General features: G+C 69.0%; 11 protein-coding genes. 2 read left to right on the top strand and 9 right to left on the bottom strand.

Translation table 11 applies throughout. The annotated features are described in order from the left end of the window. Positions 1 to 4 precede the first annotated feature (4 nt). From ASC91_RS02945 to ASC91_RS02975, 7 genes are all read right to left on the bottom strand, one after another. Positions 5 to 2,191, bottom strand: a complete 2,187-nt coding sequence (locus ASC91_RS02945) for a xanthine dehydrogenase family protein molybdopterin-binding subunit (protein WP_056191900.1) — start codon at positions 2,189 to 2,191, stop codon at positions 5 to 7. After that, on the bottom strand, positions 2,188 to 3,177 hold the full coding sequence (locus ASC91_RS02950) for a xanthine dehydrogenase family protein subunit M (protein WP_327082867.1): 990 nt from the start codon (positions 3,175 to 3,177) through the stop codon (positions 2,188 to 2,190). Before ASC91_RS02950 ends, ASC91_RS02945 begins: the two co-directional genes overlap by 4 nt. Beyond that, entirely contained in the window at positions 3,174 to 3,695 is a 522-nt protein-coding gene (locus ASC91_RS02955) for a (2Fe-2S)-binding protein (protein WP_056191902.1), read from the bottom strand. Before ASC91_RS02955 ends, ASC91_RS02950 begins: the two co-directional genes overlap by 4 nt. 89 nt (positions 3,696 to 3,784) lie before the next feature. Further along, a complete protein-coding gene (locus ASC91_RS02960; protein WP_056191904.1) occupies positions 3,785 to 4,579 on the bottom strand; it encodes a helix-turn-helix transcriptional regulator in 795 nt (264 codons plus the stop codon). A gap of 94 nt (positions 4,580 to 4,673) precedes the next feature. Further along, a complete protein-coding gene (lnt, locus tag ASC91_RS02965; RefSeq protein ID WP_056192625.1) occupies positions 4,674 to 7,106 on the bottom strand; it encodes an apolipoprotein N-acyltransferase in 2,433 nt (810 codons plus the stop codon). 11 nt (positions 7,107 to 7,117) lie between these two features. Beyond that, the gene (locus ASC91_RS29940; RefSeq protein WP_200955206.1) at positions 7,118 to 7,780 is read right to left on the bottom strand and encodes a hypothetical protein; all 663 of its coding nucleotides are present in this window, start codon (positions 7,778 to 7,780) and stop codon (positions 7,118 to 7,120) included. A gap of 17 nt (positions 7,781 to 7,797) precedes the next feature. Then, positions 7,798 to 8,910, bottom strand: coding sequence for an SGNH/GDSL hydrolase family protein (locus tag ASC91_RS02975; protein ID WP_157281049.1), 1,113 nt, complete (start codon positions 8,908 to 8,910; stop codon positions 7,798 to 7,800). Between the two features lie 251 nt (positions 8,911 to 9,161). On the opposite strand from ASC91_RS02975, the gene ASC91_RS02980 reads away from it, so the two are divergent. Further along, positions 9,162 to 10,358, top strand: coding sequence for a hypothetical protein (locus ASC91_RS02980; RefSeq protein WP_157281051.1), 1,197 nt, complete (start codon positions 9,162 to 9,164; stop codon positions 10,356 to 10,358). 34 nt (positions 10,359 to 10,392) lie between these two features. On the opposite strand, the gene ASC91_RS02985 is transcribed toward ASC91_RS02980, so the two are convergent. Then, positions 10,393 to 11,913, bottom strand: a complete 1,521-nt coding sequence (locus ASC91_RS02985) for a TonB C-terminal domain-containing protein (protein WP_056191907.1) — start codon at positions 11,911 to 11,913, stop codon at positions 10,393 to 10,395. A 253-nt stretch (positions 11,914 to 12,166) separates the two neighbouring features. Between ASC91_RS02985 and ASC91_RS02990 the strand changes: the two genes are divergently transcribed. Continuing rightward, positions 12,167 to 12,427 carry a hypothetical protein gene (locus tag ASC91_RS02990; protein WP_157281053.1) on the top strand — a complete coding sequence of 87 codons (261 nt, stop codon included), beginning with the start codon at positions 12,167 to 12,169 and terminating at the stop codon, positions 12,425 to 12,427. 1 nt (position 12,428) lies between these two features. Here ASC91_RS02990 and ASC91_RS02995 read toward each other — a convergent pair whose 3' ends face one another. Continuing rightward, entirely contained in the window at positions 12,429 to 13,361 is a 933-nt protein-coding gene (locus ASC91_RS02995) for an NAD(P)-dependent oxidoreductase (RefSeq protein ID WP_056191912.1), read from the bottom strand. Between the last annotated feature and the right edge of the window lie 64 nt (positions 13,362 to 13,425).

The following is a 13,425-nucleotide window of genomic DNA, read 5'->3' on the forward strand; positions in this document are numbered from 1 at the left end:
AGCGCTAGAGCAGGTGTTCGAGGCGAATCGGGAGATCGCGCAGGCGGCGGCCGGTCGCATGGAACACCGCGTTCGCAATCGCTGCGGCGGTGCCCACCGTCCCCAGCATGCCGATGCCCTTGATGCCGCCGGCGAGGTGAGGGTCGTCTTCTTCGACGATGTGAATGTCGAAGCGCGGCATATCGGCGTGGACGGGCACGAGGTAGTCGCTCAAGCTGGTGTTGACGACGCGACCCGACGCCTGGTCCATCAGCGTGGCCTCGTGCAGCGCCATCCCGATCCCGCCGACGAGCCCGCCGACGTACTGGCTGCGCGCAAGCATCGGGTTCAATATCCGGCCCGCCGCGTACGCCGCTGTGATCCGGGTGACACGTACGGTGCCCAGCGTCGCATCGACGTGAACTTCGGCGAAAACCGCGCCGAAGCCATAGGCGCTGTAGGCCGGCCGCTCGGCGGGCGCGGTCCGGGCATGGACCTGCAGTCCTTGCGCGGCGGGGGTGGCCGCCCAAGCGGCGAGTGTTTGCCGGCGAGTGTCGATGCGGCTGTGCAGCAGCCCTTCCACGAGCGTGACCTGATCGCTCGCAAGGCCGTACAAGGGCGAATCGGGATCGGCCACCACGTTCGCGAGGATGCGCTTCTTCAGCCCACGGGCCGCCTCTTCCACCGCCGGGGTGAAGCTGGCTGTCGCGATGGAGCCACCGGAGTACGGGCCTTCGGGCAGATCGGTGTCACCGAGTTCGACTTGCACGGCAGCGAGCGGTACGCCCACCGCTTCCGCGGCAATTTGCGCGAGCACCGTCAACGTGCCGGTGCCGATGTCCTGCGTGCCGCACCGCACACACACCACGCCTTCGCGGCTCAAGCCGACACTGGCTTCGCACGCCATGCGAAACACCGGGTACAGCGCGGACGCCATGCCCCAGCCGACCCACGAATGATTTTGCTGCCACTGCTGCGGCTTGCGCGGGCGACGCGACCACCCGAAGGCATCGGCTGCGACGCGCAGACATGTCTCCAGGCCGTTGCTGGACCAGGGCAGGTCGGTGTGCATGTCGCGCTCGGCGAGGTTGCGCAAACGCAGTTCGAGCGGATCGATGTCGAGTCGGTGGGCCAACTCGTCGAGCGCCGATTCGAGCGCAAAGCTTCCAGGGCCTTCTCCCGGGGCGCGCATCGGGTTCGGCTGCGGTGCATTCACGCGCACCAGGCGCTGCGTGGTCGCCACATGGGCGCAGCCGTACAGCACCCGACTCGGGGTCGCGACTGGATCGAGGTGTTCTGCGAATGTCGACGTCTGCGCAAGCGCGTCGTGCACGATGGCACGCAGACGGCCATCGGCATCCATGCCGATCTTCAGGTCCTGCACCGTCTCCTGCCGCCTGCCGACTACACAGAACATTTGTGCGCGCGTCAGCTCCAACCGAACGGGTCGCTGCACGTGCCGCGCCGCCATGACTCCCAACACCAGCGCCGGAAACCACGCGCGACCCTTGGATCCGAAGCCACCCCCGACGTACTGGGCGACGACGCGCACCCGCTCCGGCGGCAAATCAAAACAATGCGCAAGAATGCGTCGCGAGCCGAACACCGCCTGGGTGGAGGTGTGCACCGTGAGGCGGCCCTGCTCCCAATGGGTGACGACGGCGTGCGGTTCGAGCGGAAGGTGGTTGTGCGTCGGCGTGGTGTAGCGCTGCGCGAGGACGTGCGCAGCTTGCGTCAACTCGCGTTCGGGCTCGCCGCGGCGGCTGTCCACAGCCACACCGCCGGCCGCCTCTTTGGGTGAAACCACTTCGCCGAGCGCGGCGTTCATCGCGGTGATGGCCGGTGCCGGTTCGATATCGACTTTCACGGCCGCAGCGGCGCGCAGCGCCTGCTGCGGCGACTCAGCGATCACCAGCGCAACGGGCTGCCCGGCGAAATGAACGGTCGCGTCCTGCAGCAGCGCAAGAAAACCGCCATTGCGGACCCTCGGCGCGTTTGCGTGCCAGAGCAACGCGACCACCCCCGGCATTGCCAGCGCGGCAGTGGCATCGACGTTGCGCACCACGCCGCTGGGCACATCTGCCTGCACGAGCGCCGCGTGAAGCAGTCCCTGGACTGTTTGTTCGGCAGCGTAGCGGGCTGCGCCGGTCACCTTCAGTTCGGCTTCCAGCCGCGGCGTGGCACGACCGTTTGGACGCTCAGGTACGGTCATGACCGGTCTCTTGTCTGCAGTAGCGCGCGCAGTACCGCACGGGGCAGCAGATCTACCTTGAATGCGTTGTGACGCAGCGGCGCCGCCCCGACCGAGGCCAACTCGGCAGCACGTTGCAGACTCTCGTCGTCGCAGCGAGCGCCGAGCAGCGCCTCTTCGCAAGCGGGCAGCCGCCACGGCACCGTGCCGACGCCCCCGGCCGCGATGCACGCTGCGCGCACGATGCCATCGGCGATTGACAGGCCGGCAGCAACCGAAACGACGGCGAACTCGAACGACTCACGGTCGCGCAGCTTCAGATAGCTCGATTGCCGCATGCAAGGCGCAAGCCGCAACTCGACGTGGGTGATCAGTTCGCCGGGCTCAAGGTTGGTCTCGCATTCGGGCCGGTCGCCCGGCAGGCGATACAAGCGCTGCAGCGCAAGGCGCCGCTCGCCGCGCGGCCCGATCAGACGCAACTGGGCGTCGGCCGCAATGAGCGCGACTGCCAGGTCCGACGCATGCGTCGCGACGCAGTGTGCACTCGCGCCGAATACCGCATGCAGGCGGTTTTCACCGTCGATGGCGCCGCAGCCGCTGGCCGACTGCCGCTTGTTGCAGAGGGCCAAGCCGTTGCGGAAGTAGCTGCAGCGGGTTCGTTGCAGCAGGTTGCCTCCGACAGTGGCCATGTGCCGCACTTGCGGTGAAGCGCTTGCGAGCAGCGCCTGCGCGACGGCCGGCGCTTCGCGGCGCACGTCCGCGTTTGCCGCAACGTCGCTCAAGCGTGCCAGCGCGCCGATCGACAACGTGCCATCGTCAATCGCCACTGTGGCTAGCGGCAACCGACCGATGTCCACGACCCGCGTCAACGAGGCGAGGCCGGCCTTGTGCAAAGGGATCAACTCCGTGCCGCCGGCAATGAAAGCCGCACCCGGTTCGGCCTGCACCGCGACAAGCGCGGATTGCAGGTCGACCGCCCTCACATACGAGAACGGGTGCAGGGTCATCGTTGGCCCACCACCTGGAGTATTGCGTCGACGATGTTCGGGTAAGCGCCGCATCGGCACAGGTTGCCGCTCATCGAGGCCTCGACACTGCCGCGATCCGTCACGCCGTCCTCTTGGAGGAGGCCGAGTGCTGAAACGATCTGCCCCGGCGTGCAGTAGCCGCACTGCAGTGCGTCGCAGTCGATGAAAGCCTGCTGCAGTGGGTGCGTCAGGCCGTCGCGCGCCACACCTTCAATCGTCGTGATCTCGCGTCCGTCCTGCATGGCCGCCAACGTCAGGCAGGCGTTGATGCGGCGCCCGTCGGCGAGCACGGTGCAAGCACCGCAGGCGCCCATGCTGCATCCCTTCTTCGTACCCGCCAGCCCCAAGTGGTCGCGCAACAGGTCCAGCAACGTGGTCGAAGCCGGCACCGTGAGCGTGTGGGCTCGGCCGTTGATCGACAGGCACACAGACGTGCGGTCATCGGCGTTGCCGGCAACACCTGGATCGACGGCGGGTGGGAAAGATTCGGTTCGCATGCGTCGAGGATATCGACGCTGCGTCACCCAACAAGTGCGGTCGCCATACGGGTATCGCCACTACCCGGCTTGTGGAACTGACCGCGCCGTCACACCACGGGTGGTTCGGGCCTGAAGATGGTGAGCCGCAAGTCGGGAGCTCCGTCGGGCGTGAAGGACGTGATGTTGTAGGGGACCTCGCCATGCACGGGGTGCCGTAGCGTCTTTCGAACGGTCGATCGATCGGCCACCACGTCGTGATGAGCCCACCAGGCGCGGAACTCGGGGCTTGCCGCCGCGGTGCGCGCGACCAAGGTTGCAAAGCCGGGGTCCCCGTTCGAGCGGCCGAAGTCGACACGGAAGCGCGCGAGCACGTCCCGCGCGTCGATCTCCCAGTCCGCCATCCGCTCGCGGTAGAGCGGGCTCGTGAAGGTGAGCCATAACTGGTTGCGCGCCTCGGCCGGCAGGCTGCTGAAGTCGCCGAAGAGCTGACACAGCGGTTCGTTCCACGCCAGCAGATCCCAACGTTTCGTCTTCAGGTAGGCCGGCAAGGTCAATGATCCGACCAGCGCTGAAAGGTCGTCCACGACGCGGCCGATGGCGGCTGACTCGACAGCCGGCGCAGGGTGGCCCGCGAGCGCCAACAGGTGCGCCCGTTCGGTGCTGCCCAGGCGCAACGCGTCGGCCACCCGTTCGAGTGCGCTCGCCGAAACGCGAATGGGCCGCGCCTGTTCAAGCCACGTGTACCAGGTGACGCCGATGCCGGCCAGCGCCGCGACCTCCTCGCGGCGAAGCCCGCGAGCGCGACGCCGCGCGCCGCTCGGCAGTCCCACGTCGGCCGGTCCCAGGCGAGCCCGGCGGCTGGTGAGGAAGACTGCCAGTTCCTTGCGTGCATCGAGGGTCACGTGAAAATTATCAGGCCTCGCAATCGACTGCCAGCGTGTGACAGCTTCTCGGCAATCAAGGCGGAGAAGTGAATGTCGCTGATAGGCGGCGGATTCAACCGGGCACAGTCCGCAGCAACAACCAAGCGGGCAACCCCAGATATAGCGCCAGCAACCCGAGTCGTTCCAGCCCCGCGCGCGCCGCTGTCGCCCACCCCGGGAGTACCAGCCAGCCAGCAAACGCGCCCAACTCGATCACCGCCCGCACCGCAGCCGCGCACAGCACCACGCCGGCAATCCAGGCCGCCCACCACAGCCCGAAGGCGGTCAGATAGGCCGCCAGCCCGTAGCTGTAGAACTCCCCGAAGGCGCTGCCGTAGGCGATCTTCTGGTGCAGCTGGAAGGCGGGCACGGCCAGCAGGAAAGGCAGCAGCAGGAACTTGAACGCCGGCTGGGCGAGGCGGCTGGGCGGCAGTTGTGCGCGGCTGCGGGCGTAGGCCCACCAGGCAAGCCAGGCAGGCTGTTCATGCATGGGCAGCCCGAGGGCACGGGCCAGGGCCCAGGGGTCGGGCAGGGCGAGGCCGTGGAGCCAGCGCTCGCCTGAGTTCAGACGCAGCGAGGCGCCTGAGCCAGGCAGGTGCAAGCACCAAGGCTCGATGGCGGCGATGTCGCTCAGTGGGACCTCCAGTCGCCGCGAGCCGCGCGTCAGCACCAGTAAGCCTTCCGCCAGCGTGACCTGGGCTGTGCAGGCGCGCAACAGGGCCCAGGCCGCTGCCTCGGGGATGAGGCACAGGGCCGTGAACATGCGCAGCAGCGCGAGGGTGTTGGTCTGCAGCGTGCCATCGCCCCACAGCCAGATTGCACCCATGGCCAGCGCGCCGCCGCGCGAGATCAGCTGCAGCAGGCCCGCCACGGCGCGGGCGGCAGGGGGCAGCACGACGAGCTGGCTCGCAAGAGTGGCTGGCAACTCGACGGGAGAGATACCCACCCAACGCCGCAGCACCGACCACATCGCCAGTCCGGCAATGAAGACCGCCGCCGCGCGCCCGACCCAGTCGCCCCAGCGGACCATCAGCGTGGGCGCCGGGTCGCGCACTGGCAGGTCGCCGATGACGAGGGTGCGTTCGCCCATGCGCGTGGCGGCGATGACGGTGCCGCGGGCATCGATGACGGCGCTGAAGCCATTGGTCGTGACGCGAAACTGCGGCAGGCGGGTCTCGATGCTGCGAAAGGCCGCGACGGCCTGGTGCAGGGAGGCGCCCTGCTCGTGGTCAGTGAACCACGAGTCGTTGGACATGGTCAGGATGACTTGCGCGCCCAGGCGTGCGCCGGCGATGGCGAGGCCGGAGTCGGTGTCGTCAAGGCAGATCAGCGGTAACACGGGCACCTCGCGCCTATCGGCCAGGCGCAGCGGGAAGACGCGCACGCCGCTGCCAGGCCGCCAGCTGCCGGCGCCGGGCAGCCAGCCCCGGACGGCGGGCGTGTCCAGCCATTCAGGCAGGGCTTCGGTGAAAGGGAAGAGCCGGGTCTTGCGATACATGCCAGCCAAGCCGCTGCGGGGCAGCACAAACGCGGCCGCGTTGTATTCCCCGTCGGCATCCCGGTCATAGGTGCCAAAGACGAAGGGCACACCTGCCGCGTCGACGATGGCCTGGATCTCGGCGTCCAGTTCGGCACCGGCCGCGCTCTTGGGCTGGCCGAAGCTGGTGGGGTAGACGGTCTCGGACCACAGCACCGCGTCGACATGCTGGCGCTCGACGGCGTCGTAGCTCATGGCGAAGTGCGTATCAAGGACCTCACGCACGACGGCGGCAGCACCCTTGTCGCGGCGCAGGCGCTCGTAGTCGGTGATGTTGGACTGCACCAGGCCCATGCGCAGTGGCTTGGCTGCTGAGGTTTGCTCAGGTTGCAGCGCGAAGAGGCCATAGCCGGCCAGCAGCAGTGGGCCGACGGCAGCAAGCACCAGCGGCGCAACCATCGCGCGCAGGCCTTCGCGGCGGCGCGCCAGTGCGGCGGCGACGGCCTCGTTGGCCAGCAGCAGCACGACGGTCAGCCCGGTGGCGCCGCCCAGCTCGGCGGCCTGGCGCAGCAGCGGCGCGGGGTAGAGGCCGTGGCCCAGCGTGTCGCCCAGCACATGCGGCAGCGCCCATTCGGTGGCGGCCCAGGCTGCCACGCCGGCCGCGGCAGCGAGGGCCGCGCCGTGATGGCGCCGCACCAGGTGGCGCACAACGGCGAAGACGAGGATCTGCGGCTGGAACAGCGGCGCGGCGAGCAGCAGCAGCGCCAGGCCCGCACCCGCGCCGATCTGCGTGTAGGCGCCGAGGGCGCTGCCGAACCAGAAGAACACGGCGGCCGTGTACGCAACCGACATGGCCCAAGCGCCGAGCAGCGTGCGGTCCAGACGGGCTTCGGCATCCAGCGTGCGCAGCCAGGGCACCAAAGCGACGAAGCCCAGCACCCACGAGGGGCCGCCGCGGGCGTACAGGCCGCAGAGCAGCGCGGCCACGACGACGCCGGTCCACCGGCTGCGGGCGAGCCGGCTGGGCAAGGCAGCGAGCGTCAACGCGGGCCGTCCACCGGCGCCGGCACGACGATGCGCCGGATCGGCAACCCCGGCGGCGCCAGTTCAGGCGGCACGACGCGGTCGGCCGGCACGGCGACGCTGCGGCCATTGATGACCAGCGTCTGCGCATCCGGCGAGAACATCAGCATGGGCTCGATGCGCTGGCCGTCGTCGGTGGCCTGGTGGTGGCGCACATAGCCGGGCGGCAACTCGAAGTTCTCGGGCACGGCCAGGCCGATGATGGGCGGGCGCGTGCCGGGGGGATTGAAGGCGCCGAGGCCCGTGCGCACGCCGGCCGCATGCAGGCGCTGGATCACTTCAGCCATGGTGGGGCGTTCGCCTTCGTTGACGTAGTCGGCCAGGTCGGGCGTCTGGTCGCCGTTGGGGTCGCGCAGACGCGGGATGCGGGCGACCGGCGCAGTGGCCGTCCCGGTCATGACCACGGCGACCGTTGTATCCGGGGCACTGGCCCAGGCGGTGGGTGTCTGGGCAGCCACTGATGCCGGCTGAGCCGGTGCCGCAGCAACCGCTGGCGATGCGGGTGCCTCAGCCGCCGGCCACCACCAGGCGAGCCCACCAACTACCACGGCGATCGCAACCACCAGCACCCAGGGAGAGGGCCCCCAGGTGGTGTTGTGGCGGTCGTTGGGTCGCGTCATGACAGCCCGCGTTCAGTTCATGGCGCCGCCGGGTTGGACGTCGAAATCGCCCAGCCCATGCGCTCATGCCCGTACTGGTTCCAGATGGGGCTCTTGCCGTTCGTGAATGACGTGTAGCGCGCCGCGCCCGATCCGGTGGTACCGCCGAAGATGCCGGCGGACACAGTGCCGCCGCTGTAGGTCGGGTGGGTGTCGTCGGACTGGATGTAGTCGTAGCTGCTGCTGGTGGAGACGAACTTGGCGTTGGCGTCGCGGATGGTCGATTTCAGCGTCGTCGTGATGCGAGTCACGTAGCTGGCCTCGCTCTCGCCGGCCACATAGCGCAGGGCGTCGGAATCGATGATGCCGTCGCCGTTGCTGTCGTAGTCCGCGCCCATGTACTGCGCGAAGTTGTCGGCGCAATTGAAGCCCTTCTGGCGCGCGTACTCGCACATCCAGTAGTTCATCGTCGCAATCTTGGGCAGGAAGCGATCGCGCATGTTCACAGTGGCGCCGGTGCTGGCGTCCTTGCAGCTGCTCTGCGTGTTGTCGGCGTTGTAGCCGGGGTAGTGCAGGTTGGAGATCTGCTTGAGCTTCACGCCGGCATAGGCATTGGCGTTGATGAAGTCCATGGCGGCAGCCACATAGGTCTTGCAGCTGTTCACGGCGGCGTCCATGCCTGCGTAGTTGCAGGTGCCGGTCTGGCTCTTGAAGGCGGAGCGGGCCTGCAGGCCGTCGTTGCCGCACATCTCGAAGGTGACGACGCGGGTGGACGCCGCCTGCATGTACGACTTCTCGGCCACGATCTTGTTGCTGTAAACGTCGGAGGCGACGGCGCCGGACTTGGCGCGGCGCACGCTCTCGATGCTGGCATTCCACTTGGCCGCAAGGTATTCCGCGTCCACCGTGGGCGCCGCGTATTTGGCGGCATTCAGCACCGAGCCGTTGTAGCCGGCATAGATGGAATCGCCATAGGCGACGACGCGGTATTTGGCGGTCGTGCCCGTGCGGTTGATGGTCCAGGACACGTTCTGCGTCAGCGTGCTGGCGGCGGCGGGTGTGGCGCATATGACCGCCAGCAGCGGTACGCCCAGGCGGCAGGCGGCGCGGCGTGTTGTGCACTGGATAGCGGCGCGAAGGGAAGTCCTCATCTGCGTCTCCTAGCTTGGTGTTTGCGACGGGAACCAACAGAGCGCCCGGCCGCCGCGTGGGCAGGCCGGAACCATGAACAACACTTCACGCTAGCACCCTGCCTGCGGGGCGAATCGGGGACATTCCCTCTGTGTGCGGTGCAGCAAGAGGGACGGGGGAACCCTGGTAATACGACCAAATCGACGTGTCGAAGCCGCGGCGAAGATCGCGCACTTGCAGTTCGAGCCCAACAATCTCTGGCTACCGCTTCATGACTGAATTTGTCGTTTTTCTAGCAGTCTTGCTGGTTGTGAATGTGCTGGTGTCGCGCCGCGTCATCGCGACGGGGCGGCGGATACACCTGCCGGTGGGCATGCTGCTGGTGGCGATCTGGCTGTTCCCGTTGGGAGGCGCCTTCATCGCCTTCCTGTCCACACCATGGCGTCGTGTCGTGGACAAGGTCGTCGCGGACGCGGGCTATCGCGATCGCAGCAACGGGCAGGGTCCGGCGCCCGAGGAATTGGCTCACGCGGCGGGGGGTGCGAGTTTTTCAGTCATGGACCATTTGCAATGGGGCCACGAACTGCCGGTGCTGGACTGGCGCGCCCTGAACCGCTGGGCAGCGGGCGACGAGACCAGCCATGCAAGTGACGAGCAGCGCATCGCTGCGCTTGAGGCCGGGCGCCGGGCCTGGCTGCTGCACCTGGGCGAGGCGCTGGGGCCGCAGATGGGCCTGCTGGAGACGGAGGAGGCCATGGTGCTGTCGCCGTTGAACGAGCGCGAGGAGCGCGCCACCGCCGCCTATGTACATACGGCCCGCAGACGCATCGAGCGGCTGCTGGGGCCGCTTGCGAGCTTCCCTGCGGGCCAGCGCAGCCTTGTTCTGGTGCTCAACAGCGAGGACGACTACTACCGCTATGTTTCGCTTTACTACCCGGACGGCGAGTTTGCCGTTTCAGGGGGCATGTTCATAGATGCCGGCTGTCCGCACTTCGTCGTGGTGCGTGCCCATCTCGGCGCTATCGAGCCCGTCATTGCGCACGAGCTGACGCACAGCGCGTTGGCTCACCTGAGGCTGCCGCGCTGGCTGGACGAGGGCATCGCCGTCAACAGCGAACGCCGTGTGGCCGGTGCGCAGCCCTCGCTGCACACGGCGCCGGAATTGCACGCCCTACTGCGCGACCACTGGAATGCGGCCAAGGTGCAGCGGCTGTGGTCGGGCGAATCCTTCCTGCGCGCCGACGACGACACGCTGCTGTCCTATGAGCTGGCGCGCATCCTGGTGGAGCAGATGTCGCGGGACTGGGACGGCTTTGCTGCTTTCGTGCGCGCGGCCGCTCACGCGACCGACGCAGGTGGCAGCGCGGCGCGTGACGCGCTCGGGCTGGACCTGGGCGCCTGCGCGGCGGCGCTGGTGGAAGCGTCATCAGCCGAGGGCTGGTCGCCGCAACCGGCGCTCTGGCGCTGAGTGACGCCGGCAGACGGCTGCTCCTGGCGGGCGATCAGTACAGCCGGATCGCCGAATCGAAATGCCAGGTACGGCGGATCTCGATGACGTCGTACTCGCGCGCCAGCGCCGGCGTGAAGGCCGGGTAGTTGGCCTGGCTCTCAATGACGCGGCGGATGGCCTCGTCCAGCGCCGGCACGCCGCTGGAGCGGTAGAAGCTGACCGACTCCACCGTGCCGTCGGCGCGAATGGCAACCGTCACGAGCGGGTCGGTGTAGGGTTGCTTGATCGCGTCGCGGACGAGGTCGAAGGTCTGGTTGAACTGGATCTTGCGCGCCCAGGCCTCGGCGTAGAGCACCATCTCGGCGTTGGCATCGGTGCGGCCGAAGAGGCGGCCGCGGCGGGCGCTGCTCCAGGACGAGGGCAGGTTGGAGGGGGCCTGGCGTGCAGCATCCCGTTGGGCATCACGCTTGGCGGCTTCCTCGTTGAGCTGCTGGCCGATGGCGCGCAGCCGGGCTTCGCGCTGCTCCTCGGCGGCCTTGGCCTCGGCCAGCTTGGCGGCCGCGGCGCGGGCGGCTTCCTGGCGAGCCGCCTCTTGGCGCCCGGCTTCCTGTCGTGCGGCCTCCTGCCTGGCGGACTCGGCGGCCTGACGGGCGGCTTCGGTGCGTGCTGCCTCCTGGCGAGCCGTTTCCTGGCGCGCGGCCTCTTGCCGGGTTGCTTCCGCGCGCGCGGCCTCGGCGCGGGCGGTCTCCTGCCGAGCCGCGTCCTGTTGCGCCGCGAGTCGGCGTTCGGCCTCCAGCCGTGCCGCTTCCTGCTTCGCGGCGGCCTGGCGCTGGGCTTCCTGGCGTTCGGCTTCCAGCCGCGCCGCCTCGGCACGGGCCGCTGCCTCTTGACGTGCAGCCTCCTTGCGAGCGGCCTCCTGTCGGGTCGCCTCCTGTTTCGCAGCCTCCAGTCGTTCCGCTTCGGCCAGTTTTTCCGTCTGCTGCTGGGCTTGCTGTTGGGTGTCGCGCCTGGCGCGGTCGAGCTGGGCCATTTCGGCGGCGCGCTCGCGGGCCTCGCGATCCAGTGCGGCGCGTGTGCTGTCGTCGCGCGTCAGCGTGGTCAGGGCGCTGGAGGCGGCCGAGAGGGCCGCGATGACGGGGGCGGAGGCCGGGGGTTGAGGCGGCACCGTCCAGGTCGTTTCGCTGGGCCGCTCCACGGCGATGACGGCCGGGGCGGGGAGGGGTGGCGGTGCCTCATCGGCCGCCGGGGCGCGTGGCGCCGGCACAGCCGAGGTTTCGGACGGCGCAAGCGGTTCGGCGGGCAGGGGCGATGGCTCAGCGGCAGGCGCTGGCGGCGGGGTGACCAGCACGACGCGCAGGTCGGGCACCTCGGCGCGGCGGGCCTGCCAGGGCAAGCTCAGGCCGGGCAGGCCCAGGCCTTCACCGCCAAAGGTCAGGCTCAGCAGCAGCCCATGGGCCACCAGAGAGATCAGCAGGGCCCGCGCCGGGCCGTGGCGCGATCTCCGCGGCCAGGAGGGGGCGGTTTCAGCGGCGAGCGCCTGCGCGAGGCTGGGGCCTGAAGACCAGCGGCTCAAGCCGGCCCCACCAGGCGGGGGCGATTCAGCTCGGGATGATCCTGGCAGCGCATGCGCCCATTGTCGTCAGACGTGCGGGCCGATCAGCACCGGGTTGCCATCAGGGGCGCCCGGCCCCGCGGATGCGGGGGGCGTGCTGGACCGGCACGACGCGCGCCAACCGCGGAATTAGGGAAGGGTTGATGCGGGGGCGTGTCGCTATCGGCGTCGCAATAACGTCTGTTCCACAAGCCTGACATTTTTCGGAGATTCCATGATGGCCTCCCTGCCCGATCCCCGCCGCCTGCTGACCCTGGATGCGCTGTTCGCGCGCCGACGTCCGGCGCGGGCGGAGCGCGAAGAGCCGCAGTTGACGCGCATGCCCGAAGACGCCGACGTGCTGATGATGCAGGAGATGGCCAGCACCCAGATGGGCCGACTGGCGGCAGAGGTGGCGCTTCAGGAGGGCAGCCGCCGCCAGTACGCCGCGCGCGAAGAGAGCGAAGTCATGGAGGCGCGGCGCGAGCGGCGCTGAATCAGATCGGCGTCAGCAACGCCTCGCCGCGCCGCCAGGCGTCGACGTTGGCGATGAAGTTCTCCACCGTGGCGCGGATGGACTGGGGCGACCAGCCGGCCACATGGGGCGTCAGGATGACGTTGTCCAGGCCCAGCAGCTCCTGCGGCGGGCGGGGCTCGCTTTCATAGACATCCAATGCCGCACCGGCGATCTGCCCAGCCCGCAGGGCCGCGGCCAGCGCCGCGGTGTCCACGCAGCTGCCTCGCGAGATGTTGACGACATGGCCGCCGGCGCCCACGGCAGCCAGCACCTCGGCGTTGATGATGTGGTGCGTGCCTGCACCACCGGGTGTCGCGACGACGAGGTCGTCGGCCCAGGCAGCCAGGGCCATCACGCTGTCGAAATAGACCGCATCGCCAGCATCCTCCCGCGGGCGGCGGTTGTTGTAGCCAATGACCATGCCGAAAGCGGCGGCACGCGTGGCGATCTTGCGGCCGATGCCGCCCAGGCCGATGACCCCCAGGCGCCTACCCTTGAAGTTGGGGAAGAGGGGCAGCGCGTCCCGCCAGACACCGGCGCGCAGCGCCACGCCCAGCTGGGGCAGTGCCCGCACGCTGGCCAGCAGCAAGGCCAGGGCGTGGTCGGCCACGCAGTCGTCATTGGTGCCGGCGCCGTTGCAGACGAGCACGCCGCGCGCCTTGGCGGCCGCCACGTCGAGGTTCTCGTAGCCGGCGCCCTGGGCGGCCAGCAGCTTGAGGTTGGGCAGCGCGGCGATCTCGTCGGCGGAGAAGCCGGTGCCGCCATTCGTCAGCACGAGGTCGATCTCGGCGGCGCGGGCCGCTATTGCCGCGGCCCGGCGGGTGGCGTCGGGGGCGTCGATGACGCGAAAGCGTTCCAGCAGCAGGACCTTGTGTTCGGCAGCGATCGGGACGAGCAGCAGCAAGGTTTCCATGGGCAAATTGCAGCAATCAGAAAGCGCCCATCATGGCCGAACCTATCTGCTTCTCCTCCCCCGC

This window comes from Pelomonas sp. Root1237 (assembly GCF_001425055.1).
In the GTDB taxonomy this organism is placed as follows: domain Bacteria; phylum Pseudomonadota; class Gammaproteobacteria; order Burkholderiales; family Burkholderiaceae_C; genus Pelomonas.